Here is a 26,947-nt window from a genome sequence, read left to right on the forward strand (position 1 = left end):
ATGACCCGGCCCGGCGCAGCTACCCGCATGCTTCCATGCATCGCCTTGGCACTGGCGGTGCTGCTGCCGGGGGCTGCGCTGGCGGCGTCCAAGACCGCAAAGCCCGCAAATGACGCGCCTGCCGCCTTCACCTTTACGGTGATCGGTAATGTGCCCGAGCGCGCCGAAGATGTCGCTCCGGCGCGCGCGCTGCTGGACGCCATCGACGCTGAACATCCGGCCTTTGTCGTCCACCTGGGCAACCTCAAGGGCCGCGATGAATCGTGCTCCGACACGCTGCTCGAAGCACGTCATGACCTGCTCGACAGCCTGATCGCACCGGTCATCTACATCCCCGGCGACCACGACTGGAGCGACTGCCAGCGCCCCGCCGCCGGCAGCTTCGACCCGGTGGAACGCCTGTTGCGCCTGCGCGAGCTGTTCTATCCAGACGACAACACGCTCGGCCAGCGCACCATGACCGTCATGCGCCAGTCCGATCAGGCCAAGTTCCGCAGCTACCGCGAAAACACGCGTTGGACGATGAGCGACGTGCTGTTCGTCACCCTCAACGTGCCCGGCGACAACAACAACTACAAGATCGCGGGCGGGCGCAACGGCGAATACGAGGATCGCCTCGAAGCCAATCGCCAATGGTTAGCGCGCGCCTTTGCCGTTGCACATCAACGCAAGATGGCCGGCGTGGTCATCATGATGCAGGCCGATCCGCTTTTCGAAGACGGGTGGGAACGGCGCCGTGCGCCCAACCTGCTCGACGGCTTGCTGCGTCGCCGCTCGCATGACGGTTACCTGGCACTCAAGCGCCAGTTGCGAACGCTCACGCGCGACTACGACGGTGCCGTCCTACTCATCCACGGCGCCAGCCAGACCTTCATGCTCGACCGCCCGCTCAAGGACGAAGACGGGCGCCCGGACTCGCACGTCATGCGCGCACGCACTTATGGTTCGCCAGTGCTCGATCGCTGGCTGGAAGTGTCCGTCACGCCGGGCCGCACACCGCTGTTCCATATCCGCCGCCGCCGTCTCGACAACACTCCCGCGCCGGCGCCGGAAATCACGCCAGCGCCGGTGCAATAAAAAACGGGAGCCGAAGCTCCCGTTCTCGCATCTCGATGGACTTGCCGGATCAGTGCAGCGTGTGCGGCTTGTCGTCGTCTTCATCCTCGTCCACGACTTCGAGGCCGTTTTCACCGTGCACGTGGCCGTGCTCGATTTCTTCAGCCGTAGCTTCGCGAACTTCGGTGACCCGCAGCTCGAAGCGCAGCGCCATGCCGGCCAGCGGGTGATTGCCGTCCAGCACAACCTTGTCTTCCGCCACGTCGGTGACGGTGTAGACGATGGCATCTTCCTCGTCACCATCTTCGGGCACGCCTTCGAACTGCATGCCAACTTCGAGCGGCTCCGGAAAGCGATCACGCGGCTCGATCTTGATCAGTTCTTGATCATAGTCACCGAAGGCGTCATCCGGCTCAAGCTGCAGTTTTGTCTCGAAGCCTTGCTCCTGGCCGTCGAGCGCTTCCTCGATCTTGGGGAACGTGCCATCATAGCCGCCGTGCAAATACACCATCGGCTCATCGGATTCCTCGATGACGTTGCCCTGCGCGTCGGACAGTTTGTAAGCCACCGACACCACCGTATTCTTCGCGATTTTCAATTGCGCACTCCATGAACGAAGTCCCATTATACGCTGCCGAGGGCGGCGTCCAACCCGCCCTTCCGATAGAGCGTCCGGCGCAACTCCTGAGCGGGCTTTCACCGCGCGATTTCATGCGCACGCACTGGCAGAAAAAGCCTCTGCTGATCCGGCAAGCGCTCTCTCCGGAAGAGATGCGTGCACTGCACTTTCCACTATCACCAGAACGTGTACTTGCCCTGGCTACGCGTCCCGACGTCGAGTCCCGTCTGATCGCGCAATCGCGCGGGCGCTGGTCGTTCAACCACGGCCCCTTCGACGAACGTCCGCTGCCTTCCCGCAAGACGCGCAACTGGTCGGTGCTTGTGCAAGGCGCAAACCTCGTCGAGCCGGCAGTCGAGGCGCTCATGCAGCGTTTCCGATTCATTCCTGACGCGCGGCTCGATGACGTGATGATCAGCTTCGCCACCGACGGCGGCGGCGTCGGCCCGCACTTCGATTCGTACGACGTGTTCCTGCTGCAGGCCCACGGCAAACGCCGCTGGCGCATTTCCGCCCAGGACGATCTCACACTCGTCCCCGATCTACCGCTCAAAATCCTGGCCAACTTCCAGCCTGAAGAGGAATTTGTGCTCGAGCCCGGCGACATGCTGTATCTGCCCCCGCACTACGCACACGATGGCGTGGCCGAGGGCGACTGCATGACGTACTCGATTGGTTTCCGCTCACCCTCGTACCGCGAGCTGGCCGGCCACTTCTTGGGCTTCCTGTCGCAAACGCTGGAAGACGATCCCAACTTCGAAGGCCGTTACGCCGACCCCGAACAGAAACCCACGGCCCGCCCCGGCGAGCTGCCAGCTGCCATGGTCAAGGCGCTTGCTCAGAAGCTCAACGCATTGCGCTGGACGCCCGAACTCGTCGGTGAATTCCTCGGCGCGTACCTTTCCGAGCCAAAGGATCACGTCGACTTCGTCACGCAGCCCCGGTTGCCACTCGCCCGCTTCACAGCCCGGGCGCGCAAGGAAGGCATCGTGCTCGACGCCCGCACGCAGGCACTGTATGACGCGCACCGGTTCTGGATCAACGGCGATACGTTCGAGCCTTCGGGAACGCTGCTTGCGTGGCTCTCCGCGTTGGCGGACGCACGTCGTGCAAGCGGTGCTTCTGTTGATGCGGCGGCCGGCTTACCGGATCTGATGGATACGCTGCATGCATGGTACGAAGAAGGCTGGCTTAGGCTGGCCGGCCCCGCGCAGCGATAATTCCGCGCTGAAACAGATCGTTACAAAAGCGTCTGAATCGCACGTGCGTCAGCCCCGACTCCGCTACACAGGGTAGGTAAAGCTCGCTATAATCCGACGCTAGCTTGCAGGCCGAGCAGCCCTCGTGCAACTCGGCTGCCAGCATAGAAGAAGGTGTAGTACCTGAGCGATAATTACCGGTAATTATTCATCGCCTTTCTGTTGTCCGCTTTCCATATTCAGTTTAAGGATCGAAAAAATGAAAAAGTCTCTCCTGATCGCCTCGCTGATGGCTGCTGTGGCTCTGGCTGCTTGCGGTAAGAAGGAAGAAGCTGCCGCTCCGGCCGCCGCTCCGGAAGCTTCAGCTCCGGCCGCTGCTGCTCCGGCTGCTTCGGACGCTGCTGCTGCTCCGGCCGCCCCGGCTGCTTCGGACGCCGCTGCTGCTCCGGCTGCCTCGGACGCTGCTGCATCGGCTCCGGCTGCTGACGCTTCGGCTCCGGCTGCTAAGCAATAATCGCGCTTCTCGCGAGACAAAAAAGCCGACCTCCGGGTCGGCTTTTTTCATGAGCGCAATCTGGCGCTGGAGCATTCTGGCTGCAACTACGTGGCCCATCCGCCATTCAAAGTTGTTTCTGAATCTTACAAGCCGTTTCGATCGAACCTAGCGCCCTCAAACGGTGCGCCAGAGCAGCCCCTCTTCCTGATCCGCAATCGGCACGTCATCCACACTAGCCCCCAGCGGCACGGCGATCGCCTCAGCAGCCAATAACGGCGTGTTGTTCTGCTTGGACAGATGCGCAGCCACCACCGTATGCAACGCGTCGTGGCGCACGCGCGTGAGGATCGCGGCGGCGATGTCATTGGCCAAGTGGCCAAAATCTCCACCGATACGACGCTTCAATGACCACGGATAGGCTGAATTGGCCAGCATCTCCCGGTCGTGATTGCATTCGAGTACGAGGGCATGCATGCCCACTAGACGGGTGCAGAGGTATTCCGTCGACATGCCGGCATCGGTCAGCACACCCAGGCGCCTCGCACCGTCATTGAAAACAAACTGCAGCGGCTCGCGCGCGTCGTGCGGCACGGTGTAAGGCAAGATTTGCAGATCGCCGACGGAGAACACATCGTCGGCGCGGCAGAAACGCACGGCCGCACGGCCGGCGCCGCGCAGGTTTTCGGTCGCGCGATATGTGCCGTGGCTGGTCCAGACCGGGATATTGAATTTGGAGGCAACCGCGTAGGCGCTGCCAACGTGATCGCTATGCTCGTGCGTGACAAGGATAGCGTTGAGAGATTCCGGCGTGCAGCCCAGGCGTTCGAGCCGCCGCACAGTCTCGCGGATACCGAATCCGCAATCCAGCAGAATGCGCGTGCATGTCGCACCGCTCGCCGATTCGACGAGCAGCGCATTCCCTTCACTGCCGCTGCCAAGGCTGGCGAATCTCAGTGTCATCGCCCACCCAGGCAGCCGTACTGCATAACGCCGATTACCGCAGTTGCTCGTCGAGCAGCGACAGGATGCGCTTGCCGATGTCGCCGGTCTGCGCCGAGCCATCGTCGTTCTGCACCAGAACCGTCGACGACGTGCCCGCGTCCTTCACAACTACGCGGTAACGCTTGGCGCGCTTGAGGTCTTCAATCTTCGTGCCCGAGAACAGGCGCGAGAAGAAGCCCGGTGCGTTGGCTTCAGCACGCGTATCAGCATAGCGGACGAAGTACACGCCTTGCGAGCGGTCGCGATCATCCACGGTGAAGTTCACGCGGTCCAGTGCCAAGCCCACGGTACGCCAAGCGCGATCGAAGGGCTCCGGCACCTGCAGGACCGGTTGGCCATTCGATTGCGTCAGCAACGACGGGCCGGTACGCGGCGCCGGTTCAGCCTTCGTGCCGTCTTGCACCGGGTGCGCAGCCTGTGTTTGCGCAAGCTTCTGCTGCGCAGCTTCCTTGCTGGCGCCCAGACGCTGCATCAGGCGCGAGAGGAATTCGGCTTCGAGTTCCGGATCGGCCGGACGCGGAGTCCACACGGTCTGGTCCTTGGACGAACCGACCAGTTGTTCCTGGGCGCCGCGGTGCGAGATGTAGACCTCGACCGAACCATTCGGCCCCTTCTCAATGCGGGTGCGGAACTTGTCGCGCTCCGACGTCGAGTACAGGCCATCGAACACCTTGCCGACAGTGCGGCGGATGATGTCCTGCGGAATCTTCGCGCGGTTCTCGGCCCAGTCGGTTTCCATGATGCCGGTCTCGGGCGAGTCGATCACCAGCAGGAAGCCGAGTTCTTGCCAGAACGTGCGCAATTGCGGCCACAGGGCGTCCGGCGTGGTCTTCACGACCAGCCAGCGCTGATTGCCATCGCGCTCAATGCGCATGTCGGACACGGCGGGCAGCACGTTGTCGGTGCCCGAACCAGGCGTCGTGACCTTGGGCGCAGTCGACGTGTAGGCCGACAGCGTGGTCGTGCCCGTGTCCGGTGCGGCATAGCGTCGGTCGGCCTGGATGCCGGTCAGGTCGGGCGGGACTTCAAGCGTCGGGCCCTTCTTGGCCTGCGATTTGTAATCGATGCGGTCCGGCTGCATCACCTCATTGACGGTATCGCAACCGGAAATCAGGGCAACCGACAGTGCGGCCAGCAACAGTTGAGCGGACGTCGCCACAGCCCCGCGACGGGTTTGGTGCAGTTTCATTGACTTGCGATCCTTCAGATGAGAACGATGGCTTAAGGGCCCAGAAGCGTCTGGAGGGGACCTTGAAACAATCAGGAGAGCAGCCCGGCATCCTTCAGGGATGCGCGCACAACCTCGTGATACTGGGGTGCCAGCGGCGTCAACGGCAGGCGAATGCCGCCTTCCATCTTGCCCATGGCCTGGAGCGCCCACTTGACGGGAATCGGGTTCGACTCCACGAACAGATTCTTGTGCACCGACAGCAGTTGCATATGAATACGGCGAGCCGTTTCCACGTCGCCGCGCATGGCAGCCACGCACAGCTCGTGCATGGCGCGCGGCGCTACGTTGGCCGTCACGGAAATGTTGCCGTGGCCGCCCAGCAGCATCAGCGCAATGGCCGTCGGGTCATCCCCGCTGTAAATCTTGAACGAGTCCGGAGCGCCCTTGATGAGGTGTGCAGCGCGGTCGATGTTGCCGGTGGCTTCCTTCACGCCGATGATGCCCGGCACTTCGGCCAGACGCAGCATGGTTTCGACCGTCATATCGGCCACCGTGCGGCCCGGCACGTTGTACAGGATGACAGGCAGATCAACCGACTCGGCCACCTTGCGGAAGTGCAGATACATCCCTTCCTGCGTCGGCTTGTTGTAGTACGGCACGACCTGCAGGGAGGCATCTGCGCCAACCTGCTTTGCGTAGGCCGTCAGCTCGACCGCCTCAGTTGTGGAGTTGCCGCCGGTGCCCGCAATGATGGGGATGCGCTTGTTGGCCTGCTCGACCGCCACGCGGATCAACTCACGGTGCTCTTCCACCGACACCGTCGGCGATTCACCGCTGGTGCCGACGATCACGATGCCGTCGGTGCCTTCGGCGATGTGCCAATCGATGAGCTTGCGCAGGGACGGGAAATCAAGGCTGCCGTCCTCGTGCATGGGCGTGACGATGGCGACGAGACTGCCGGAAATCTGGATCATGGTTTCGAAAGCAGACAAAAGCGTGAACGTAAACAGTCGGATTGTACCGGATCGTCAGAACGGATTCGCCACATCTGAGACCCGCCAAGAGACGGGTAAGCCGCCGTCCTCAGCAACTTCAAAGTGCGTAGCGCGGCGCAACCGTCCCCGCAGGCTCTCGAACCGCGCAAACCCGCTGCACGTAAGCTTCTCGGGGCGACGCGAGAAAGCCATCCTCGTAGCCGATCACCCGCAACTGGCCGCGCACGGCGTCGAGCAGTTCGCCGGGTGCCAGCAGGAACGCCGGATTGGACGGCTTCCCGACGGTTTCGTTTCCGACGGCAAAGGTTTCGTAGATCAGGCGGCCGCCCGGCGCGACCGCCGCCAGCAAGCGCGGCCAGAGCGGTCGGTGCAAGTAATTCGTAACGACGACGGCATCGAAAGTGGCACCAGCGGGCAACGGCCACGGGTTCCCTTCGATGTCGGCGACGATGGTTTGAGCGATGCCCGCCAGGCCCGAAAGCGCCGCCGCATCACGGTCGATGCCCGTTACCTGCAGGCCGCGTGCAGCGAGCCAACGTGCGTGGCGACCGCTGCCGCAAGCCACATCCAGGACGGAGGTGCCGGCAGGCAGTTCAGCCGCCCAACGCGCCACCCACGGCGATGGCGCAGCCAGCGTGTGCGGATCCAATGCGACAGCAGACATCACCGGCCCGTCAGCTATACGTCAGACCCATCGCCTCGCGCACCTCGCGCATGGTCTCTTGCGTGACCTTGCGAGCGTTGTCGCAACCATCGGCGATGATGGCGCGCAGCAGGGACGGATCGTCCATGTATTTCTGCGCGCGTTCGAGCATCGGCTGCTGTTCGCGCAGAATGCCCTCGATCACGGGTTGCTTGCACTCCAGGCAGCCGATGCCGGCGCTGCGGCAGCCCTTCTGCACCCACTCTTTCGTGTCGGCGTCGGAGTAGACCTGGTGCAATTGCCAGACCGGGCACTTGTCCGGGTCGCCCGGATCAGTGCGGCGCACGCGGGCCGGGTCGGTCGGCATGGTGCGGACCTTTTTCTCGACGGTTTCCTTGTCCTCGCGCATTCGGATCGTGTTGCCGTACGACTTGGACATCTTCTGGCCGTCGAGACCCGGCATGCGCGACGCCTCGGTCAGCAGCACCTGCGGCTCGGGCAGGATGATCTTGCGGGCACCTTCCAGGTAGCCGAACAGGCGTTCGCGGTCGCCCATCGAGAGGCTCTGCGACTCGGCCAGCAGCGCGCGCGCCTGCTCCAGAGCCTCATCTTCGCCACGCTCCTGGTACGCGGTGCGCAGTTCCAGGTACAGCTTGGCGCGCTTGCCGCCGAGTTTCTTGGCCGCTTCCAGCGCTTTCTCTTCGAAGCCCAGCTCGCGGCCATAGAGGTAGTTGAAGCGGCGCGCAACTTCGCGCGTCATCTCGACGTGCGGCACTTGGTCTTCACCCACCGGAACAAAACCGGCACGGTAGATCAAGATGTCGGCGGCCTGCAGCAGCGGGTAGCCGAGGAAGCCGTAGGTGGAAAGGTCCTTCTCCTTGAGCTTCTCGATTTGATCCTTGTATGTCGGCACGCGCTCAAGCCAGCCCAGCGGCGTGCCCATCGAGAGCAGGAGGAACAGCTCGGCGTGCTCGGGCACACGGCTCTGGATGAACAGCGTAGCCTGTGTCGGATCGACGCCGGCAGCGAGCCAGTCGATCAACATTTCCCATACCGATTCCGCGATCACCTCGGGCGACTCGTAGTGCGTGGTCAGCGCATGCCAATCGGCGACGAAGAAGAAGCACGGGTACTCGGCTTGCAGCCGGACCCAGTTTTTCAAGACGCCGTGGTAATGCCCCAGGTGCAGAGCACCGGTCGGACGCATGCCGGAGAGAACGCGGTCAGGAAACATGTGGGAAATGGAGTTGAAGACTCAGGAAAACAGCATCTGCAGCGGGCTCAGAATCCACTGCAGCAGTTGAAACAGCAGCGCCATGATTGGGCGCATCCAAACATTGGTGATGACGTTGGAAATGATCAACGCCATCACGATGAAGAAGCCGAACGGTTCGATACGCGACAGACCGAGCGCCATCCGCGGCGGCAAGAGTGCTGCCAGCACGCGCCCGCCATCGAGCGGCGGCAGCGGAAACATGTTGAACGCCGCCATCACCATATTGACGAGAATGCCAGCGCGCGCCATGCCGATCAGGAACGGCTCGTTCACCCCGCCCACCGCGAACCCAACCGCCAGCACGCCCCAGAAGATCGCCTGGACAAAGTTGGTGGCGGGCCCAGCCAGTGCCACCCACATGCCATGCCAGCGTGGATCACGCAGACGGCCGAAACGCACCGGCACCGGCTTCGCATAGCCGAACACGAAAGCGCCTTTGGTTGCGAAATAGAGCAGCAACGGCATCGCAATCGTGCCGATGGGATCGATGTGCCGCAGCGGATTAATGCTGATGCGGCCCATGACATAGGCCGTATCGTCGCCGAAATGCTTGGCGACATAGCCATGCGCCGCCTCATGCAGCGTGATGGCAAACAGCACGGGAATCGCGTAAACCGCGATGTTTTGGATCAGTGTGGGGTCCATAGGCGGGCTATTGTAGCAAGCGCGCGCCACGGCACGGCGCCACCGAAGCGCGCGCCAAGGCCTCGCCTACAGGCCCACACGGGCCGGATCACCCCGTCCCTGGCGCACGAGTTCAGGCTCGCCGCTCGTCAAGTCAATGACCGTAGTCGGTTCTGCCGGGGCCGGGCCGCCGTCGATGACGAGTTCGAGCTGCTTTTCAAGCCGATCCCGAATGGCCTCTGCCTCGTTGAGCGGTTCGTCGTCGCCGGGCAGCTGCAGCGTGGCGGAGAGCAGCGGCTCACCCAGTTCGGCCATCAGCGCGAGGGGAATCGCGTGTTCCGGTACACGCAGGCCGATTGTCTTGCGCGACGGGTGCGAAAGTCGGCGCGGCACCTCCTTGGTGGCCTCTAGCAGGAAGACGAAGGGCCCCGGCGTCGCCGCCTTCAGCACGCGGTACTGCTTGTTGTCGACGCGCGCAAACGTGGCCAGCTCCGAAAGGTCGCGGCACATCAGCGTGAGGTGGTGCTTCTCGTCGATGCCGCGGACGCGGCGCAGGCGCTCGACGGCCGATTTGTCGTCCAGATGGCAGGCGAGCGCGTAGCAGGAATCGGTGGGCAGCGCGACCAGGCCGCCGCCGCGGATGATCTCCACGGCTTGGCGGATCAAGCGCCCTTGCGGGGTGGTCGGGTGAATCTGGAAGAACTGGGACATGGCAGCCGCGCGGTCAGGACATCCACCGGCTCCACACCGGCGTCAGGTTGTCGGGCAGCGGCGGCAGCGTGCCGAGTTCGACGCGGCCCTCGCCCGGGCCATGGAAGTCTGAACCGCGTGACGCCAGCAGACCGTAACGGCGGGCCACGTCGGCGTACAACGCATATTGGTCGGGCGTATGGCTGCCGGTGACGACCTCGACGCCCTCGCCGCCCAGCGCTTTGAATTCATCAAACAGAGCGCTGTGCTCGACCAGCGACAGCGTGTAACGCCCAGGATGCGCCATCACCGCGACACCGCCCGCGCCCTTGATCCAGTTGATCGCGTCGGCCAGGCGCGCCCAGCGATGCGGCACGTAGCCCGGCTTGCCGTCGCCCAGGTAGCGGTCAAACACGTCATGGATGTCGCGGCAGTGGCCATGCTCGACCAGAAAGCGGGCGAAATGGGTGCGCGAGACCATGTCGGGATTGCCGGCGTAGCCCAACGCACCCTCGTAGGCGCCTTCGATGCCGAGCTTGGCAAGCGCGGCGCTGATGTCTTCAGCGCGCGCGCAGCGGCCGGAGCGCGTCCGTTCCAGCCCCTGGACCAGATCGGCGTTGTCCGGATCGATGCCCAGGCCGACGATGTGCAGCGTGCGCCCCGCCCAGGTCACGGAAATCTCTACGCCTGAGAGGTAATCCATGCCCAAGGCCGTTGCGGCTTCGCGTGCGGCGGCCTGCCCACCCACTTCGTCGTGGTCGGTCAACGCCCAGAGCGTCACACCGTGGGCGGCAGCGCGCGCGGCCACTTCTTGCGGCGCTAGCATGCCGTCCGACACCGTGGAATGGCAGTGCAGATCGGCATTTCTGGCGGAGGCGGCAGAGATGTTTGGCATTCCGCCATTTTACTGCTGCGGCGCGCAACCGGGGGCCTCACCCCACCAAGGAACGACATTCGGAAGACCCGACTGCCCTTGGCGGTGTTCGCGGTGCGCCGCTTGCTGCAGGCTATAGTGGCCGCATTGTTTCGTTCTCGACGCTTTGCCATGACTTCCGCCGCCACATCCCCCGCCGATCTCTCTCAGCCCGTGGAGCAACACATCGACGTGCTCGTCGTGGGCGCGGGTCCAGTGGGCCTATTTGCAGCCTTCCAGGCGGGCGTGCTCGGCATGTCGTGTGTGCTGGTGGATGCATTGGACCGCCCGGGCGGCCAATGCACGGAGCTGTACCCGGAAAAACCGATCTATGACATCCCTGCGCTGGTTTCGTGTACGGCGCAGGAACTCGTCGACCGGCTGATGGCCCAGTGCGCGCCGTTCAACTACCCCATTCTCTGCGGTCGCCGCGCGGAAACCGTGGAAACGCTGGAAAGCGAGCACGGCCAGCGCTTTCGCGTCACCACCAGCGCCGGCGACGTGTTCGACTGCGCCGCCGTACTCATCACAGCAGGCAACGGCGCGTTCACCCCACAGCGCGTGGCTTTGCCTGAAGCGGCCGCGCTGGAGGGCCGCCATCTGCACTATGCCGTGCGCGACACCGCGCGCTTCGCGGGCAAGCGCGTCATCATCGCCGGCGGGGGGGATTCCGCGCTCGACTGGGCGCTCGCGCTGCGAAAAGTGGCCGCACGCGTGACGCTGGTGCACCGGCGGGAGGGCTTTCGCGCCGCCGATGCGAGCGTCGCTGAAATGCGCGCCGCCGTGGCCGCCGGCGAAATGGATTTCGTGCTGGGCATGCTTTCGCGTCTGGACAGCACGCCCGACGGCACACTCACCGGCGCAGCCATCCGCGGGCGCGATGGCGAAATCGTTCTGCCCTGCGATGAACTGATCGCGCTGTATGGCTTGGTCTCCGAGCCCGGCCCGATTGTCAACTGGGGCCTGGAGATGCGCGCGGGCCGCATCACGGTGGAAACGACGGCGTATGAGACCTCGCGCCCAGGCGTGTTCGCGGCGGGCGACATCGCGCTGTATCCGAACAAGCAGAAGCTGATTCTGTCGGGCTTCCACGAGGTGGCGATGGCGCTGCGCCGTGCGTACCGCTACGCGAATCCGGACAAGACGCTCGTGCATACACATTCGAGCAACGACGCGGGGCTGCAGACGAAGCTGCATGTGGCTGCCGAGTAGGTCGTCCGCATGCGCGCGCCATCGCTCTACGAAACCGTGCTCGGCCCGCGATACGCGCAACTGGCGCCGGCGGTGCAGACGTTCCACCGAATGACCGGCGCAGTGACGCTGCACGGTGAAGTTGAAACAGAGCCGCCCGCCTCGCGCCTCGCACGCGGGCTTGCTTGGTGCATCCGCACGCCGCGCACATCAACACGTGGCCCGATCCGAATCACGCTCAGCGCAGCAGCCACGGAAGAAACCTGGACGCGCCATTTCCCGCGCCACACGATGCGCTCAACGTTGTCGCTGCATGAGGGGCGCATCACGGAGCGGCTCGGTGCGGTGCGCCTGTTCTTTGCGCTGGAGGCGGAGCACGGCATGTTGCGGATGCGCCTGGAAGGTTTGCGCTTCCTCGGTATCCCCTGCCCAGCGTGGCTGCGGCCGGCCGTGTTGGCAGAGGAATCCGGCGAGGGTGACCGCTTCCACTTCAACGTACGCGCCAGCGTGCCATTGTTGGGCGTGATTGCGGCGTATCGAGGTTATCTCGACCTGACAACGGGGGAGCGCGAATGATCGTTGTCTACGATGCGCACTGCCTGCTTTGCAGCGACTCCATCCAGTTTCTGCTGCGACACGATCGCCACGGCGTGCTGCGTTTCGCATCCATGCAGGGCGAAACCGGCCGGCAGCTGCTCGCGCAGGCCGGCGTGAATCCGGATGACGTGGATACCGTGCTGTTCGTGCGAGACGGCCGTGCATGGCGTGAAAGCGCCGCCGTCCTGCGCATCCTGCATGCGCTCGGCTGGCCGTGGCGATTGGCATGGATTGGCTGGCTGGTCCCGGCAACGCTGCGCGACGCGTTGTATCGCCGTGTTGCTCGCAATCGCTATCGGTGGTTTGGGCGGTCAGACACTTGCATCCTTCCGCCGCCCGGCGCAGCACAGCGTTTTCTTGATTGAGCCTGTCGCTCAGCGCTGCAAGCAGAACTCCTCAATCAGCGCGGCCACCTGTTCCGGCTGATCGTGGTGCAGCATGTGCCCCGCGTCCGCAATCAGCACCTCACGGAAATCAGGAAACGCAGCAAAGCGCATCTTGAACTCGGCCAGCGGCACGTCGCCTGCGATGGCCTTCAGCGTGGGGGAATCGACGGCCTCGACGTGCAGCACGGGCGCGGCCACACGGCGCCAGATTTCCATCACTTCATCCAGCCGATAAAGCTGCGGATTGATGATCTTGTGCGCCGGGTCACCGAGGATCTCCCAGCGCCCTTCGGCGTTTTGGCTCGACCAGTGCTGCGCCAGAAATGCCGCCTTGTCGGCCGGCAGACGCGGGTTGGTCTTCTGCAGGCGCGCGGCGACGTCTTCAACGGTGGCGTAGGTATTCAGGCGCGGCTTGTCCTTCAGCTCGTCGAGCCAACGCGCATAGCGGCGCGGCGCCTGCGATGCCTTCGACGCCGACATGCCGAAGCCCTCCAGATCCACCACGCGCCGCACGCGCTCTGGCCGGATACCCGCGTACAGGCAAACCACGTTGGCGCCCAGGCTGTGCCCGACCAGCGTCACCTGCCCTTCCGGCTGGTAGTGATCGATGATGGCTTCGAGGTCGGCCACGTAATCGGCAAACCAATAGCTCTCGACGCCGGGCCCCTCGGTGGGCCGGGCGGTCTGGCCGTAGCCGCGCCAATCCGGCGCCACGATATGCCAGCGCTCGCGCAGCGCATCGACCAGAAACTGGAACGACGCCGACACATCCATCCACCCGTGAAACAGGAACAGGATGGGCGCACCGGGTTCGCCCCATTCGCGGACGTGATAGCGCAAGCCGCGCACGGGCAGATATGTTGAGCGGGAGGCCTGGCGCGCGGCAGGCTGTGTGGTGGAGTCCATGGTTTCCGTTACCCAATAGAAATCGAACGATCGTTCTTTTTCTGGGAATTATAGCGGCGGATGGCCTACGCCGTGGAGCTTAGAACGAGGCTTCCAGCGCGGCAATTTCGTCATCGTCGAAACCGGCCTGGCGGCGCGCCTCGAGGTTGAAAGGCCCGCGCAGTCGCGGCGCACCGTATTGTTCGGCCAACTTGCGATACGTCGGCACGGGGTCCAGGCCGGCGCGCTCGCACAGCCAGCGATACCAGCGATTGCCGACCGCAACGTGGCCGATCTCGTCGCGCAGGATGATGTCGAGAATGCCCGCCGCTGCCATATCGCCGGCCTGGGCCAGCTTGGCGCGAATCGGCGGCGAGGCGTCCAGCCCGCGCGCCTCCAGCGTGCGCGGCACGAGCGCCATGCGTGCGAGCGGATCGGCGGCGGTTTTCTCCGTCATCTGCCACAAGCCGTCGTGGGCGGGGTGATCGCCGTAGCGGCAATCGAGCGTCGCCAGATGGGCGGAAAGCAGCGAAAAGTGTGTGGCCTCTTCAGCGGCCACGCGCGCCCAGTCCTGGTAGAACGCCACGGGCATCCCCGCAAAACGCCACACGGCATCGAGCGCAAGGTTGATGGCGTTGAATTCGATGTGCGCAAGCGCGTGCAGCAGCGCGCCCCGCCCACGCGGCGTATCGATCGCACGACGGCGGGGAACCTCGGAAGGCGGCACCAGCACCGGCGCGTCTGGGCGACCGGGGACACCGCCTTCTGGCGCCACCATGGATTCATCAATGCCCCAGCTCGCGTCGTCGGCACATTTGGCGCGCTCGCCCAGACGCAGCGTGGCGTCCACTTTGCTGACAGGATCAGTGAGGCACAGCGCGGCCAAGGCAGCGTGGCGCAGCGTGTCGGTGGGCGTTTTGGGGCAAGGCTGCGAAGCGGTCATCAGCGTACAATTTGGACTTTCCGCCATTTTAATTCGACGCATCGGCCTGCCTCATCCGGCAAGCTTGAAGACGCGCCCATTTTCCCCATCTACGCAGATTCTGGAGACCGATCGCATGGCCCTCTACCAACTCGGCGATGTTGCCCCGACCATTGACGCAAACGCCTATGTGGCCCCGGAAGCGACCGTCATCGGCCGCGTGGAGCTGAAAGCACGCGCGAGCGTGTGGCCCGGTGCCGTCATCCGTGGCGACAACGAGCCGATTACCGTGGGCGAGGCCAGCAACGTGCAGGAAGGCTCGGTGCTGCACACCGACCCGGGCTGCCCGCTGAACATCGGCGACCGCGTGACGATCGGCCACCAGGCCATGCTGCACGGCTGCACGATCGGCGAAGGCTCGCTGATCGGCATCCAGGCAGTGGTGCTCAATCGCGCGGTGATCGGCAAGAACTGCCTGGTGGGCGCGGGGGCGATCGTCACCGAAGGCAAGGTCTTCGAAGACGGCACACTCATTCTTGGCGCACCCGCCAAGGCCGTGCGCAAACTGACGGAAGACGACATCGCCAAAATGCACCTGAACACCGAAACATATGCGGTGCGTCAGGCGATGTACAAGCAGCAACTGAAACGGATCGATGGATGACTGACGAGCTGAAGAAATTTGTATTCGACGCCGCGCCCGTGCGCGGTGAACTGGTGCGCCTGGAAGGGACGTGGCAAGAGGTGCTGAGCCGCCGCCGCTACCCTGCTCCGGTCAGCACGCTGCTGGGCGAGATGATGGCCGCTGCCGCGCTGCTGTCGGCCAACCTGAAGTTCAACGGCGCGCTCGTCATGCAACTGCACGGTGACGGCCCGGTGCACATGCTGGTCGTGGAGTGCAACTCCGACCTGTCGATGCGCGCCACCGCCAAGATCGCCGAAGGCGCGGAGATTGCCGACGATGCCACGCTGGCTGCCATGGTCAACGTGCACGGCCACGGACGCTTCGCCATCACGCTCGATCCGCAAGACAAGTTGCCGGGCCAGCAGCCGTATCAAGGCATCGTGCCGCTGTCGGACGAAAACGGGCCGCTCGCCACCATCACCGAAGTGCTCGAGCACTACATGCAAAGCTCTGAGCAGCTCGACACGCGCCTGTGGCTGGCCGCCGACGGCAAGGCCGCGTCGGGCATGTTGCTGCAACGCTTGCCTTCGTATGGCGGCGCCATGGAAGGCCGCACTGGCCATGTGTCCGCACAAGTTGGCGAGACCGGCCAGCCGCTGCACAAGGACGTGCAGGAGCAAGACCTCGACACGTGGGAACGCGTTTGCCAGCTCGGCAAGACGCTGCGCCGCGACGAACTGCTCGAGCAGCCGATCGACACGCTCATCAAGCGCCTGTACTGGGAAGAAATGGAAGCGGCCGGCATTCGCATGTTCGAGCCGCAAACCCCGCGTTTCCGCTGCTCGTGCTCGCGCCTGCGCGTGGGAGCCATGCTGCGTACGCTGGGCCAACCCGAGGTCGACAGCATTCTGGAAGAACGTGGCAAGGTGGAAATCGACTGCGAATTCTGCGGCCAGCACTACAGCTTCGACGCTGTGGATTGTGCACAGCTCTTCGCACAGGAGACCGTCGCGCAAGGCATCCAGGGCGCGTCCGACCAGCGCCACTGACACGGCGACATAGTATGAAGTGCGCGTGGCGCGCGGCACTTATCGGTGCCGCCCACGCTCTAAGTCGCCAGTTTCTTCATCTGCCGCTTGCTGCGGAGCGCATCATGTCTGAGCCCACTTCCTCGTTCTTGCGATCGTTGAGTCTCTCGCGCGCTAGCGCGCTGGCGTTGCCGATTGGTGTGGCGCTGCTGGCGTCGGCCTGCGTTGCCGTGCCACGTGGCCCTGGCGGTACGCCCTACACTGCCCGGCTGTCCGACGATACGCAGACTGCAACCGCGCCGTTGTCGGCGGAAGACCGCAAAAAGCTCGATGCGCTGAATGCCAAGGCGCTGCGGGAATCGGATCAAGCCATCCGACGCGATGCAGAAGCACGCGCCTATGCAGCCACGCCGTACTACGCGCCGTATCCGTACTACGGAGGCTATTCGGTGTATTACGGCAGCGGATGGCGCCACCGGGGCGGCTGGGGCGTCAGCTACGGGGCACCCGTCTGGGGCTATCCGTACTACTGGTAAATCCCCAAAGTTGCCCTGAAGGCGAACCCGTCTGCAGGACGCGTTCGCATAGCAGACTCAATGATGCGTCTGCTGGCCCGCCGGAGGGGGTGGCGGCGGCGGAGTTTCGCTGGTTTTCGGAGCCGGCGCGACGAACTGCACGAAGCCTTCGTCGTCCTTCACCATCCCCAACTCATAGCGCGCGCGCTCTTCAATAGCGCCCGTGCCTTCCTTCAAATCCTTCACCTCGCCTTCGAGCTTGGTGTTGCGCTGCTTCAGTTCAGCGTTGCGCTGATTCTGCGCCGTCACCTGCTTCTGCATGTCCCACACGCGCAGCCAGCCGCCCTTGCCCAGCCAAAGCGGGTACTGGATAGCAAGCAGCAACAGCAGCAGGAACAGCGTAATCAGGCGCATAGAGACAAGCGTTGGCGGTACTCGGGCTCCAAATACCATGCGACCGCCAGAGCGGCGGTCGCACAGTCATGCGGAGCGAAACTGCGACGGATTATCGCAGGTTATAGAACGCCGACTTGCCCGGGTAGCTGGCGATATCACCGAGGTCTTCTTCGATACGCAGCAGCTGGTTGTACTTGGCCATGCGGTCCGAGCGCGACAGCGAGCCGGTCTTGATCTGGCCAGCGTTCGTGCCAACGGCGATGTCGGCGATCGTGCTGTCTTCGGTTTCGCCCGAGCGGTGCGAAATCACAGCGGTGTATCCGGCGCGCTTGGCCATCTCGATGGCGGCAAACGTCTCGGTCAGCGTGCCGATCTGGTTGATCTTGATGAGGATCGAATTGGCGATGCCCTTCTCGATGCCTTCCTTCAGGATCTTTGTGTTGGTGACGAACAGGTCGTCGCCCACCAGTTGGACTTTCTTGCCGAGCTTCTCGGTCAGCGTCTTCCAACCGGCCCAGTCGCTCTCGTGCATGCCGTCTTCGATCGACACGATGGGGAACTTGTCAGCCAGATTTGCCAGGTAGTTGGCGAAATCTTCCGACGACAGCTGCAGGCCTTCGCCTTCAAGGTGGTATTTGCCGTCCTTGTAGAACTCGGAAGCGGCGCAATCCAGCGCCAGCAGCACGTCTTCACCGGCCTTGTAGCCAGCTTGCTCGATGGCCGACAGGATGGTGTTCAGGCACTCTTCGTTGCTGGCGAAGTTCGGTGCGAAGCCGCCTTCGTCGCCCACGGCCGTGCTCATGCCCTTGTCAGCCAGAATCTTCTTCAGCGCGTGGAAGATCTCGGCGCCGCAGCGCAGGGCTTCGCGGAAGCTCGACTGGCCGACCGGCATCACCATGAATTCCTGGATGTCCAGGCTGTTGTTGGCGTGTGCGCCGCCGTTGACGATGTTCATCATCGGAACCGGCATCTGCATCGCACCCGAACCGCCGAAATAGCGATACAGCGGCAGGCCGGCCTCTTCGGCTGCGGCCTTGGCCACGGCCATCGACACGGCCAGCATGGCGTTGGCGCCCAGGCGGCTCTTGTTCTCAGTACCGTCCAGATCGATCAGGGTGCGGTCCAGGAAAGCCTGTTCTGACGCGTCCAGGCCCATGATGGCCTCGGAGATTTCGGTGTTGATGTGCTCGACGGCCTTGAGCACGCCCTTGCCGAGGTAGCGCGACTTATCGCCGTCACGCAGTTCGATAGCTTCGCGCGAGCCGGTGGAGGCGCCCGACGGCACCGCCGCACGGCCCATCACGCCCGATTCCAGCAGCACGTCGCATTCGACGGTGGGGTTGCCGCGCGAGTCCAGCACTTCGCGACCGATGATATCTACGATGGCACTCATGAAAATCCCTCTTGGTGTCTTAAAGCAGGTAACGCTACGAGGTCGACGGCCGGCTTAAACGCCTTCGACCACGATCATGTTCATGTTGGCAGCCTTGGAGCGCGCATTGCGCGCAGCCAGGTATTCCTCGCTGTCGTAGAACGCTTTGGCGGCGTCATAGCTCGGGAACTTGAGCACGACGATGCGGATAGGGTTCCACTCGCCCTCCAGCTGCTCGGTCTTGCCGCCGCGCACCAGCGGCTCGGCGCCGTGCGTTTGCATGGCTTTGGTCGACAGCGTCTTGTATTGCTCGTATTGCACGGGGTCTGTCACGTCCACGTACGCGAGGATGTAGCCAGCGGCCATGTGTCTCTCTCAGGATGCGGAAACAAAAACTGAACTGAGCCGAACCGAAAACGACATCGGCGGCTGGTGGAGCCGCCGGTCGTCGGGAAAAAATCAGTCGAACTGATTTTCCAGGAAACCGCTGCGCTTGGTGAGCGCATCCAGTTCTTTCAGTACTGACAGCAAGTCTTTCATGCGGCGCAGCGGCACGGCATTCGGGCCGTCTGATTTTGCGCATGCGGGATCAGGGTGCGTTTCCATGAAGACGCCCGACACGCCGGTGGCAATGGCTGCACGCGCCAGCACCGGCACGAACTCGCGCTGGCCGCCTGAGCTGGTGCCCTGGCCGCCCGGCAATTGCACCGAATGCGTGGCGTCGAACACAACCGGCGCGCCCGTCTCGCGCATGATCGCCAGCGAGCGCATGTCCGACACGAGATTGTTGTAGCCGAACGAAGCGCCACGTTCGCAGGCCATGAAGTTGTCTTCTGGCAGGCCGGCATCGCGAGCCGCGTGACGCGCCTTGTCGATGACATTCTTCATGTCGTGCGGCGCGAGGAACTGGCCCTTCTTGATGTTGACCGGCTTGCCGCTCTGCGCGCAGGCGCGGATGAAATCGGTCTGGCGGCACAGGAACGCCGGCGTCTGGAGCACGTCCACGACTTCGGCCACGGGCTTGATCTCGTCGATCTCGTGGATGTCGGTCAGTACCGGCACGCCCACCTGGCGACGAACTTCCGCCAGAATGCGCAGCCCCTCTTCCATGCCCAGACCGCGGAACGAGGCGTCCGACGAACGGTTCGCCTTGTCGAACGACGACTTGTAGATGAACGGAATGCCCAGCTCGCCCGTGATCTCCTTGAGCGTGCCGGCGGTGTCGATCGCCATCTGCTCGGATTCGATCACGCAGGTGCCGGCAATCAGGAAGAACGGTTTGTCGAGGCCGACTTCGAAATCGCAGAGTTTCATGATGTTCCCGTAGGCCGGCGCTTAGGCGACAGCGCGTTGCGTGTTCTGCTGGTGATGCGCCAGCGCGGCTTCCACGTAGGCCTTGAACAGCGGATGGCCGTCACGCGGCGTCGAGGTGAATTCCGGGTGGAACTGCACGCCGACGAACCACGGGTGCATCGACGCCGGCAGCTCCATCATTTCCGGCAGGTTTTCCGACGGCGTGCGCGCGGAGATGATCATCCCGGCCTTTTCCAGCTGCGGCACGTAGTGGTTGTTCACCTCGTAACGGTGACGATGGCGCTCGTTGACTTCCGCGCCATAGATTGCCGCTGCCTTGGTGCCGGATTGCACCGGCACGCGCTGCGAGCCCAGACGCATGGTGCCGCCCAGGTCGGAGTCGGCCGAGCGCTTTTCCACGCGGCCATCGCGATCCAGCCATTCGGTGATGAGCGCGACGACCGGGTGTTCGGTCTCGTCGTTGAATTCCGTGCTGTTGGCGTCTTTCATGCCGGCCAGATGGCGGGCGAATTCGATCACGGCCAACTGCATCCCCAGGCAGATGCCCAGGTACGGCACGCCCTTTTCACGGGCGTACTGAATTGCGCGGATCTTGCCTTCCGTACCGCGCTTGCCGAAACCACCCGGCACCAGAACCGCGTCCAGCGTGTCCAGCACCTGCGTATGGCCCGACTCCAGCTCTTCGGAATCGATGTACTCGATATTGACGCGCGTCGAGGTATGCAGGCCAGCGTGGCGCAGCGCCTCGATCAGCGACTTGTACGACTCGGTCAGGTCGACATACTTGCCGACCATGCCGATGGTGATCTCGTGCTGCGGATTTTCCAGCGTGTGCACCATATGCGCCCACACCGACAGGTCTGCCGGCGGCGCTTCGATGCGCAGTTCTTCGCAGATGATGCGATCCAGCCCCTGCTCGTTGAGCATTTGCGGGATCTTGTAGATGGTGTCGACATCCCACACCGAAATGACCGCGTCCTGCGGCATGTTGGCGAAGAGCGAAATCTTCGCGCGTTCATCGTCGGGAATCGGACGGTCGGCACGGCACAGCAGCGCGGTCGGCTGCACGCCAATTTCGCGCAGCTTCTGCACCGAATGCTGGGTCGGCTTGGTCTTCAGTTCACCAGCGCTGGCAATGAACGGCACCAGCGTCAGGTGTGCGAACGCCACTTGGTTGCGACCCAGGCGCAGGCTCATCTGACGTGCGGCTTCCAGGAACGGCAGCGATTCAATATCGCCCACCGTACCGCCGATTTCCACGATCGCCACATCGGCCTTACCGTCGTGCGACGCCGCGGCACCGCGCTCGATGAACGCCTGGATTTCGTTGGTGATATGCGGAATCACTTGCACCGTCTTGCCGAGATACTCGCCGCGACGCTCCTTGCGGATCACGGATTCGTAAATCTGGCCGGTGGTGAAGTTATTCGCCTTGCGCATCTTGGCCGAGACAAAACGCTCGTAATGGCCAAGATCGAGGTCGGTTTCTGCGCCGTCCTCGGTCACAAACACCTCGCCGTGCTGGAACGGGCTCATCGTGCCCGGGTCGACGTTGATGTAAGGATCGAGTTTGAGGAGGGTGACTTTGAGGCCGCGCGACTCAAGAATGGCCGCGAGCGAGGCGGCGGCGATGCCCTTGCCGAGTGAGGACACTACGCCACCGGTAACGAATACGAACTTGGTCATGACCTAGCTTGCCGGGGAAAGCCGGATTATAGCAAAGGTCCCCTCATCGATCCGTGACAGAACGGCGGAATTTGCCGCAAGGCAGCCTCGCCTATGCGGCGTGCCGCATGGCGCCTGCGTTGGCGCGCATTTCGTTGATCAACTCGCGGATCAACTGGGCCGTTTCGAGCGGCTTTTCCATCGGATAAAGATGACTGCCCTCGATCCAGCGCAGCCTCCTGCCGACGATGCGCCGGGTTGCGCCCAGTCCGACTTGGCGAATCTCGCGCGAACGCGTGCCAGCCACAAAGCTGACCGGGAACGCCGTGCCACCAGCGACCTTGCGCCCCATATTGGTCGGCAATGTCCGATAGATTTGATATTCGATTTCGCGCGAGAAGCGCAGTGTGCGCTCGCGGTCACGGCCCGTGGGCTCGGTGCCATGCTCGACATAATCGCGCAGCACGTCTTCATCCCAACGATCGAACTTGCGCTTGGCCTTGAAGTGGCTCCAGACGGCGTCGAGATCGGGCCACAGATGGCGCCGGTTCTTCGTCGCTGCAGCAGGCGATTGGCTCTCGTCGATGTCCAGCCATTGCGCCACGCGCAGCAGCTTGGCGCGCCATCCCGCGATGATTGGCGAATCTAGCATCACGACGCCGCGCACGCGCTCGGGCCGGCGCAGCGCCGCCATCAGGCTCAAGAAGCCACCCAGCGAATGGCCCACCAGCCAGACCGGCTCGGGCTGCGCGTCGATTTCGGCGAGCAACTCTTTCACAAGACCGGGCCAGGAACGGGTCACCGGAAATCGCGGATCATGCCCAAAACGCTCCACGGCGCGGATGTCGAATTCGTCACTCAGCACGCCCAGCATCTTGCGATACGTTCCCACGGGAAAACCGTTGGCATGCGAAAAAAGCATCACATCGCGCATCGCAGATCCCTGTGCCGTTCAGTGCGACTTCTGCGATCCGCCGGCCACGCGCTGGATCGTGGAAACCTGCTCCAACGCAGGACCGGGCGCGCGTTCCGGCACGGCTGGCGCGTCGGCGGCGGGCGGCGCGATGCGCACGGGTCCGACCTCCGCGGAAGGATGGCCTTCGCGGCGCAGCGGGTATGACGGCGAAGTGCCGGTTTCCCAATCCGGATCGTCGATTTCGGCAAACACCTGGCGCAGACGCTTGCCCCATGTGCCGCGAATCATCGCGAAATAGGGATTTTCTTCGTCGATGGCGACAAAGCGCGTCACCCGCAGGGAGTCAGCCTCATAGACCAGCAAATCCAGCGGCAAACCCACGGAAATATTCGATTTCAGTGTCGAATCCATCGAGATCAGCGCGCACTTTGCGGCTTCGTCCAGCGGCAGCCCCGGGCTGACAACGCGGTCGATGATTGGCTTGCCATATTTGGCTTCGCCGATCTGGAAGTAGCAGTTCTCGGGCGTGGCTTCAATGAAGTTGCCTGCCGCGTAGACGTTGAACAGGCGCGGCCGTTCTGCGCCGATCTGCCCCCCGAAGACGATGCTGACGTTGAAGTCGATTTTGGCTTTGGCCAGCGCTGCCGCGTCGCGGTCGTAGACGTCGCGCACGGCCTCGCCAACAATCGTGGCGGCCTCGAACATGTCCCGTGCCGTCCACAGCGATCGCGGCTTGCCGCGCGCTTCGGTCAGCACTTGGCGCACGGCCTGACTGATCGCCAGATTGCCGGCCGTCAGCAGCACCATGACACGATCGCCTTCGCGCTCGAAGACGGTCATTTTGCGGAATGTGGAAATGGCGTCCACGCCCGCATTCGTACGGGAGTCGGACAGGAATACAAGGCCTGCGTCCAGGCGCATGGCGACGCAATAAGTCATGGGCGAAGCAACAAACGGAAACGGTGGTTTGAAGGCATTCTAGCGCGCCGATCGCAACCCATCCGCGCGCTTGGAAGAGGTGCTCAATTCACTTGGGCAGCCTCGGCGGGCAACGGCTCAATGGAAATGCTGACATCCAGCGACTCCGCGCCCCCACCCTGCCGCACCCCGCGCACCGGCGCCGCAGACTGGTAATCGCGCCCGACCGCCAATCGGATGTGGCGGGCATCGGTAAAGCACTGGTGGGTGACGTCGATGCTGCACCAGGTGTGCGATTCGGCGTCGAGGCAAACGTCGGCCCACGCGTGGCTGGCGAGGTCCTCTTCGCCCACGGCGTGGAAATAGCCGCTGACATAGCGCGCCGGCACGCCCAGTGCCCGGCAGCAGGCGACCATCACCTGCGCCTGGTCCTGGCATACGCCCGTGCCCAGGCCGAACGCCTCCGCAGCGGTCGTGCCGACGTGGGTGGTGTTCGGTTTGTAGCTCACGCGCGTAGCGATGGCTTGCGCAAGGCGCACTGCAGATTCCGCGTCGCCTTGCACCAGCCTGTGCTCTCGCGCAAAGTTGATCATTTCCGGCGGCGCGGAAGTCAGCGGTGTGGCACTCAGAAAGTACAGCGGCGAAACGCGATAGCGCCCTTGCCCCGGCGCATCGACAAACCGTTGGCTGCCGGGCGCGCCCGCAGGAAACACCTCAACAATGCCACGCGCGTCGATGATGACGTCATCCGTACGGCTGCCAAGGGTGAAGTGATGGACGACGTTGCCGAAACCGTCGGTGGCGCGCGTGAGGTTGCCGGGCGCGTGGATCTGCCAGCTGTCCACCTGCTGCAGCTCGCCGCTGCGAGGTGTCAGCCGCAGCTCATGCACGCTGTGGCGCAGCGGCTCGGCATAACGGTAGACCGTCGTGTGTCGAATTTGGTATTTCACGATGACACGGGCGCTACCCGAAAGTGGCGCCCCGATGTATGCACATTGTCCTGCACGTCAGGCCACCTCGAGCGGCACCAGGAAATCCTGGCTGATGCCGTTGCCCAGGTCGCCGATCCGCTCCAGGAAGTTGGTCAGCCAAGCATGCAGGCCGACCGCAAAAATATCTTCGATGCGGGCGTACCGCAGATCGGCGTGCAGTTTACCAGCGCGACGTTCGGTCTCTGCCGATTGACTGTTGCGCACAGTCGAAAGAATCTCGACCACTTCGTCCATGCTGGCCAGCAGCGAGCGCGGCATGTCGCTGCGCAGAATCAGCAACTCCGCCACACGCGTCGGCGTGATGACATTGCGATAGATCTTGCGATAGACCTCGAAGCCTGACACCGAGCGCAGCGTGGCGGCCCAATGGTAGAAGTCGCCCTGCTCCGCTGCGGTTTCATCGCGCGTGGGCGTGGACTGAAACTTCACATCGAGCAGCCGGGCAGTGTTGTCGGCGCGTTCCAGAAAGGTGCCCAGGCGCATGAAATGGAACGCGTCGTCCGTCAGCATGGTGCCGACCTGCACGCCGCGCGACAGATGCGAGCGGAACTTCACCCATTCAAAGAATTGCGATGGATCGTCGCGCAACATGCCTTCGGCAATCAGGCGCTGCACATCCAGCCACGTGGTGTTGATGGTTTCCCACACCTCCGTTGTGAGGGAGCCGCGCACGGCTCGGGCGTTTTCGCGCGCGCCGCGCAGGCAGCTCATGATCGACGACGCGTTGGTCATGTCGCGCACCATGAAGTCAATCACGTCGTCGCGCGAAAGCAGGCCGTAGCGGTCGGCAAAAACCCGGGTGAGTTCGGAAATATCGAGCATTGCCCACCAGCCCTGCTCCGCCACCTCGGCCGATTGCGGCATCAGCGAGGTCTGGTAGTTCACGTCGAGCATGCGGGCGGTGTTCTCGGCGCGTTCGGTGTAGCGCGCCATCCAGAAAAGGTGGTCTGCGGTGCGGCTGAGCATTGCGTTCCCTTCTACGTATTCGATATGCGATTGATCGACTGCCAATTGCGACAATGCGCGAGCGTTCAGCGCTCCAGCACCCACGTATCCTTCGTCCCGCCCCCCTGCGACGAGTTGACCACCAGCGAGCCCGCCCGCAATGCCACACGCGTGAGGCCCCCGGGCACCATGCGCACATCCTTTCCGGACAGCACGAACGGCCGCAGATCAATATGGCGCGGCGCGATGCCGGCTTCCACATACGTTGGGCAAGTCGACAACGCCAGCGTGGGCTGGGCAATGTATTGCTCCGGACGGGCCTTCACCACCTCACGGAAAGCAGCAATCTCTTCCTGCGTCGCGGCCGGGCCGACCAGCATGCCGTAGCCGCCCGCACCGTGCGTTTCCTTGACCACCAGTTCTCCCATGTGGTCGAGCACGTATTGCAGGTCGTCCGGTCGACGGCACATGTACGTCGGCACGTTATTGAGGATCGGCTCCTCGCCCAGGTAGAAGCGGATCATGTCCGGCACGTACGGATAGATCGACTTGTCGTCTGCCACGCCGGTGCCGATCGCGTTGCAAATGGTGACGTTGCCCGCGCGATAGACCGACAACAGCCCAGCCGCACCCAGCGAAGAATCGGGCCGGAACACCAGCGGATCGAGGAAGTCGTCGTCTACACGGCGGTAGATGACGTCGATGCGCTGCGGGCCCTGCGTCGTGCGCATGTAGAGATGGTCGTCCTGCACGAACAGGTCGTGCCCCTCCACCAGCTCGACGCCCATCTGCTGAGCAAGGAACGCGTGCTCGAAATACGCCGAGTTGTACATGCCGGGCGTGAGCACCACCACCGTCGGGTCGGCAATGTTCTGCGGCGACACGCTGCGCAGCATGTCGAGCAGCATGTCGGGGTAATGCGCGACGGGCGCCACACGATTGCGCGCAAACAACTCCGGAAACAGCCGCATCATCATCTTGCGGTTTTCCAGCATGTACGAAACGCCCGAGGGCACGCGCAGATTGTCTTCCAGCACGTAAAACTCGCCCTCGCCGGCGCGCACGATATCGATGCCGGCCACGTGCGCGTAGATGTCGCGCGGCACGTCCACGCCGAGCATGTCGGGGCGGTATTGGGCGTTGTTGTAGATCTGATCGGGCGGAATGACACCGGCACGCAGAATGTTCTGCTCGTGATAGATGTCGTGCAGGAAGCGGTTGAGCGCATCAACGCGTTGCCGCAGGCCGCGCTCGAGCGTCGCCCATTCGCTGGCCGGGAAGATGCGCGGAATGATATCGAACGGAATCGTGCGCTCGGTGCCGCTGTTCGATTCGTCCTTGTCGCCGTACACGGCAAAAGTGATACCGACACGGCGGAAGATCAGATCTGCCTCGGCGCGCTTGTTCTGCAGCGTTGTGGCGGACTGCGCGCCCAGCCATTCAGCGAAACGTCCGTAGTGGCCGCGTACCTCACCCTGTTGGACGAGTGCTGCCGGGGCCGGTTCGGCGGCATGGGGGTTGCGGTCCCCATCATGCCAGCTGAGCATTTCATCGTAGAACCGGACTGCCATGCTTTTCTCCCCTGACGGCGCCGCG

Annotated in this window: 30 protein-coding genes; 9 read left to right on the forward strand and 21 right to left on the reverse strand. The window is 63.5% G+C overall.

Going from position 1 to position 26,947, the window contains the following annotated elements; genetic code table 11:
• Complete coding sequence (locus tag NG898_RS14150; RefSeq protein WP_252692880.1) at positions 1-1,077, forward strand: metallophosphoesterase family protein; 1,077 nt, start codon at positions 1-3, stop codon at positions 1,075-1,077.
• Between the two features lie 49 nt (positions 1,078-1,126).
• Here NG898_RS14150 and NG898_RS14155 read toward each other — a convergent pair whose 3' ends face one another.
• Positions 1,127-1,654, reverse strand: coding sequence for an FKBP-type peptidyl-prolyl cis-trans isomerase (locus NG898_RS14155; RefSeq protein WP_092971515.1), 528 nt, complete (start codon positions 1,652-1,654; stop codon positions 1,127-1,129).
• An 11-nt stretch (positions 1,655-1,665) separates the two neighbouring features.
• On the opposite strand from NG898_RS14155, the gene NG898_RS14160 reads away from it, so the two are divergent.
• The gene (locus NG898_RS14160) at positions 1,666-2,895 is read left to right on the forward strand and encodes a ribosomal protein uL16 3-hydroxylase (RefSeq protein ID WP_252692882.1); all 1,230 of its coding nucleotides are present in this window, start codon (positions 1,666-1,668) and stop codon (positions 2,893-2,895) included.
• A 238-nt stretch (positions 2,896-3,133) separates the two neighbouring features.
• Positions 3,134-3,388 (forward strand): hypothetical protein, encoded by a 255-nt coding sequence (locus NG898_RS14165; RefSeq protein WP_252692884.1) that lies wholly within the window; start codon positions 3,134-3,136, stop codon positions 3,386-3,388.
• A 156-nt stretch (positions 3,389-3,544) separates the two neighbouring features.
• Here NG898_RS14165 and NG898_RS14170 read toward each other — a convergent pair whose 3' ends face one another.
• From NG898_RS14170 to NG898_RS14205, 8 genes are all read right to left on the reverse strand, one after another.
• Positions 3,545-4,330, reverse strand: a complete 786-nt coding sequence (locus tag NG898_RS14170; protein ID WP_252692886.1) for an MBL fold metallo-hydrolase — start codon at positions 4,328-4,330, stop codon at positions 3,545-3,547.
• A 34-nt stretch (positions 4,331-4,364) separates the two neighbouring features.
• On the reverse strand, positions 4,365-5,561 hold the full coding sequence (bamC, locus tag NG898_RS14175; RefSeq protein ID WP_092971519.1) for an outer membrane protein assembly factor BamC: 1,197 nt from the start codon (positions 5,559-5,561) through the stop codon (positions 4,365-4,367).
• A gap of 71 nt (positions 5,562-5,632) precedes the next feature.
• Positions 5,633-6,517 (reverse strand): 4-hydroxy-tetrahydrodipicolinate synthase, encoded by an 885-nt coding sequence (gene dapA, locus NG898_RS14180; protein ID WP_252692888.1) that lies wholly within the window; start codon positions 6,515-6,517, stop codon positions 5,633-5,635.
• Between the two features lie 118 nt (positions 6,518-6,635).
• Positions 6,636-7,202, reverse strand: coding sequence for a class I SAM-dependent methyltransferase (locus NG898_RS14185; protein ID WP_252692890.1), 567 nt, complete (start codon positions 7,200-7,202; stop codon positions 6,636-6,638).
• A 10-nt stretch (positions 7,203-7,212) separates the two neighbouring features.
• Positions 7,213-8,415, reverse strand: a complete 1,203-nt coding sequence (locus NG898_RS14190; RefSeq protein ID WP_092971522.1) for a tryptophan--tRNA ligase — start codon at positions 8,413-8,415, stop codon at positions 7,213-7,215.
• A 21-nt stretch (positions 8,416-8,436) separates the two neighbouring features.
• Positions 8,437-9,102 (reverse strand): site-2 protease family protein, encoded by a 666-nt coding sequence (locus tag NG898_RS14195; RefSeq protein ID WP_252692892.1) that lies wholly within the window; start codon positions 9,100-9,102, stop codon positions 8,437-8,439.
• Positions 9,103-9,168: 66 nt separating this feature from the next.
• Positions 9,169-9,792 (reverse strand): L-threonylcarbamoyladenylate synthase, encoded by a 624-nt coding sequence (locus tag NG898_RS14200; RefSeq protein ID WP_252692894.1) that lies wholly within the window; start codon positions 9,790-9,792, stop codon positions 9,169-9,171.
• 13 nt (positions 9,793-9,805) lie between these two features.
• Positions 9,806-10,666: a 3',5'-nucleoside bisphosphate phosphatase gene (locus NG898_RS14205; RefSeq protein ID WP_252692896.1), complete on the reverse strand. Its 861-nt coding sequence runs from the start codon at positions 10,664-10,666 to the stop codon at positions 9,806-9,808.
• A gap of 150 nt (positions 10,667-10,816) precedes the next feature.
• On the opposite strand from NG898_RS14205, the gene NG898_RS14210 reads away from it, so the two are divergent.
• Genes NG898_RS14210 through NG898_RS14220 form a run of 3 tightly spaced genes read left to right on the forward strand, consistent with a single transcriptional unit; the run spans position 10,817 to position 12,837 of the window.
• Positions 10,817-11,896 carry an NAD(P)/FAD-dependent oxidoreductase gene (locus NG898_RS14210; protein ID WP_252692897.1) on the forward strand — a complete coding sequence of 360 codons (1,080 nt, stop codon included), beginning with the start codon at positions 10,817-10,819 and terminating at the stop codon, positions 11,894-11,896.
• 9 nt (positions 11,897-11,905) lie between these two features.
• A complete protein-coding gene (locus tag NG898_RS14215) occupies positions 11,906-12,451 on the forward strand; it encodes a DUF4166 domain-containing protein (protein ID WP_252692899.1) in 546 nt (181 codons plus the stop codon).
• Positions 12,448-12,837, forward strand: coding sequence for a thiol-disulfide oxidoreductase DCC family protein (locus tag NG898_RS14220; RefSeq protein ID WP_252692901.1), 390 nt, complete (start codon positions 12,448-12,450; stop codon positions 12,835-12,837). The genes NG898_RS14215 and NG898_RS14220 overlap by 4 nt, the downstream gene beginning before the upstream one ends.
• Positions 12,838-12,846: 9 nt before the next feature.
• On the opposite strand, the gene NG898_RS14225 is transcribed toward NG898_RS14220, so the two are convergent.
• Positions 12,847-13,764 carry an alpha/beta fold hydrolase gene (locus NG898_RS14225; protein ID WP_252692903.1) on the reverse strand — a complete coding sequence of 306 codons (918 nt, stop codon included), beginning with the start codon at positions 13,762-13,764 and terminating at the stop codon, positions 12,847-12,849.
• Between the two features lie 79 nt (positions 13,765-13,843).
• Positions 13,844-14,686 (reverse strand): ferritin-like domain-containing protein, encoded by an 843-nt coding sequence (locus NG898_RS14230; RefSeq protein WP_252692905.1) that lies wholly within the window; start codon positions 14,684-14,686, stop codon positions 13,844-13,846.
• Between the two features lie 115 nt (positions 14,687-14,801).
• Between NG898_RS14230 and NG898_RS14235 the strand changes: the two genes are divergently transcribed.
• The 3 genes from NG898_RS14235 to NG898_RS14245 all read left to right on the forward strand — a co-directional run bounded on the left by NG898_RS14235 (position 14,802) and on the right by NG898_RS14245 (position 16,854).
• Positions 14,802-15,329 (forward strand): gamma carbonic anhydrase family protein, encoded by a 528-nt coding sequence (locus NG898_RS14235; RefSeq protein WP_004626140.1) that lies wholly within the window; start codon positions 14,802-14,804, stop codon positions 15,327-15,329.
• Complete coding sequence (gene hslO, locus NG898_RS14240) at positions 15,326-16,339, forward strand: Hsp33 family molecular chaperone HslO (protein WP_252692907.1); 1,014 nt, start codon at positions 15,326-15,328, stop codon at positions 16,337-16,339. The genes NG898_RS14235 and hslO overlap by 4 nt, the downstream gene beginning before the upstream one ends.
• A gap of 104 nt (positions 16,340-16,443) precedes the next feature.
• Positions 16,444-16,854 (forward strand): hypothetical protein, encoded by a 411-nt coding sequence (locus NG898_RS14245; protein ID WP_252692908.1) that lies wholly within the window; start codon positions 16,444-16,446, stop codon positions 16,852-16,854.
• Between the two features lie 57 nt (positions 16,855-16,911).
• Here NG898_RS14245 and ftsB read toward each other — a convergent pair whose 3' ends face one another.
• From ftsB to NG898_RS14295, 10 genes are all read right to left on the reverse strand, one after another.
• A complete protein-coding gene (gene ftsB, locus NG898_RS14250) occupies positions 16,912-17,247 on the reverse strand; it encodes a cell division protein FtsB (RefSeq protein WP_252692910.1) in 336 nt (111 codons plus the stop codon).
• 91 nt (positions 17,248-17,338) lie between these two features.
• The gene (gene eno, locus NG898_RS14255) at positions 17,339-18,622 is read right to left on the reverse strand and encodes a phosphopyruvate hydratase (protein ID WP_045204335.1); all 1,284 of its coding nucleotides are present in this window, start codon (positions 18,620-18,622) and stop codon (positions 17,339-17,341) included.
• Positions 18,623-18,676: 54 nt separating this feature from the next.
• Entirely contained in the window at positions 18,677-18,967 is a 291-nt protein-coding gene (locus tag NG898_RS14260; protein WP_252692912.1) for a DUF1330 domain-containing protein, read from the reverse strand.
• Between the two features lie 93 nt (positions 18,968-19,060).
• Positions 19,061-19,915 carry a 3-deoxy-8-phosphooctulonate synthase gene (gene kdsA / locus NG898_RS14265; RefSeq protein ID WP_092971533.1) on the reverse strand — a complete coding sequence of 285 codons (855 nt, stop codon included), beginning with the start codon at positions 19,913-19,915 and terminating at the stop codon, positions 19,061-19,063.
• A gap of 21 nt (positions 19,916-19,936) precedes the next feature.
• Positions 19,937-21,601 (reverse strand): CTP synthase, encoded by a 1,665-nt coding sequence (locus tag NG898_RS14270; RefSeq protein WP_252692914.1) that lies wholly within the window; start codon positions 21,599-21,601, stop codon positions 19,937-19,939.
• A 91-nt stretch (positions 21,602-21,692) separates the two neighbouring features.
• Positions 21,693-22,514, reverse strand: a complete 822-nt coding sequence (locus NG898_RS14275) for an alpha/beta fold hydrolase (protein WP_252692915.1) — start codon at positions 22,512-22,514, stop codon at positions 21,693-21,695.
• 18 nt (positions 22,515-22,532) lie between these two features.
• Positions 22,533-23,435, reverse strand: coding sequence for a proteasome-type protease (locus tag NG898_RS14280; protein ID WP_252692917.1), 903 nt, complete (start codon positions 23,433-23,435; stop codon positions 22,533-22,535).
• An 83-nt stretch (positions 23,436-23,518) separates the two neighbouring features.
• Positions 23,519-24,364 carry a transglutaminase family protein gene (locus NG898_RS14285; RefSeq protein ID WP_252692919.1) on the reverse strand — a complete coding sequence of 282 codons (846 nt, stop codon included), beginning with the start codon at positions 24,362-24,364 and terminating at the stop codon, positions 23,519-23,521.
• Between the two features lie 57 nt (positions 24,365-24,421).
• Positions 24,422-25,372: an alpha-E domain-containing protein gene (locus tag NG898_RS14290; RefSeq protein WP_092971878.1), complete on the reverse strand. Its 951-nt coding sequence runs from the start codon at positions 25,370-25,372 to the stop codon at positions 24,422-24,424.
• A gap of 65 nt (positions 25,373-25,437) precedes the next feature.
• Positions 25,438-26,922: a circularly permuted type 2 ATP-grasp protein gene (locus NG898_RS14295; protein ID WP_092971538.1), complete on the reverse strand. Its 1,485-nt coding sequence runs from the start codon at positions 26,920-26,922 to the stop codon at positions 25,438-25,440.
• Positions 26,923-26,947 lie beyond the last annotated feature (25 nt).

The organism is Ralstonia mojiangensis, assembly GCF_023955645.1.
In the GTDB taxonomy this organism is placed as follows: Bacteria; Pseudomonadota; Gammaproteobacteria; order Burkholderiales; family Burkholderiaceae; genus Ralstonia; species Ralstonia mojiangensis.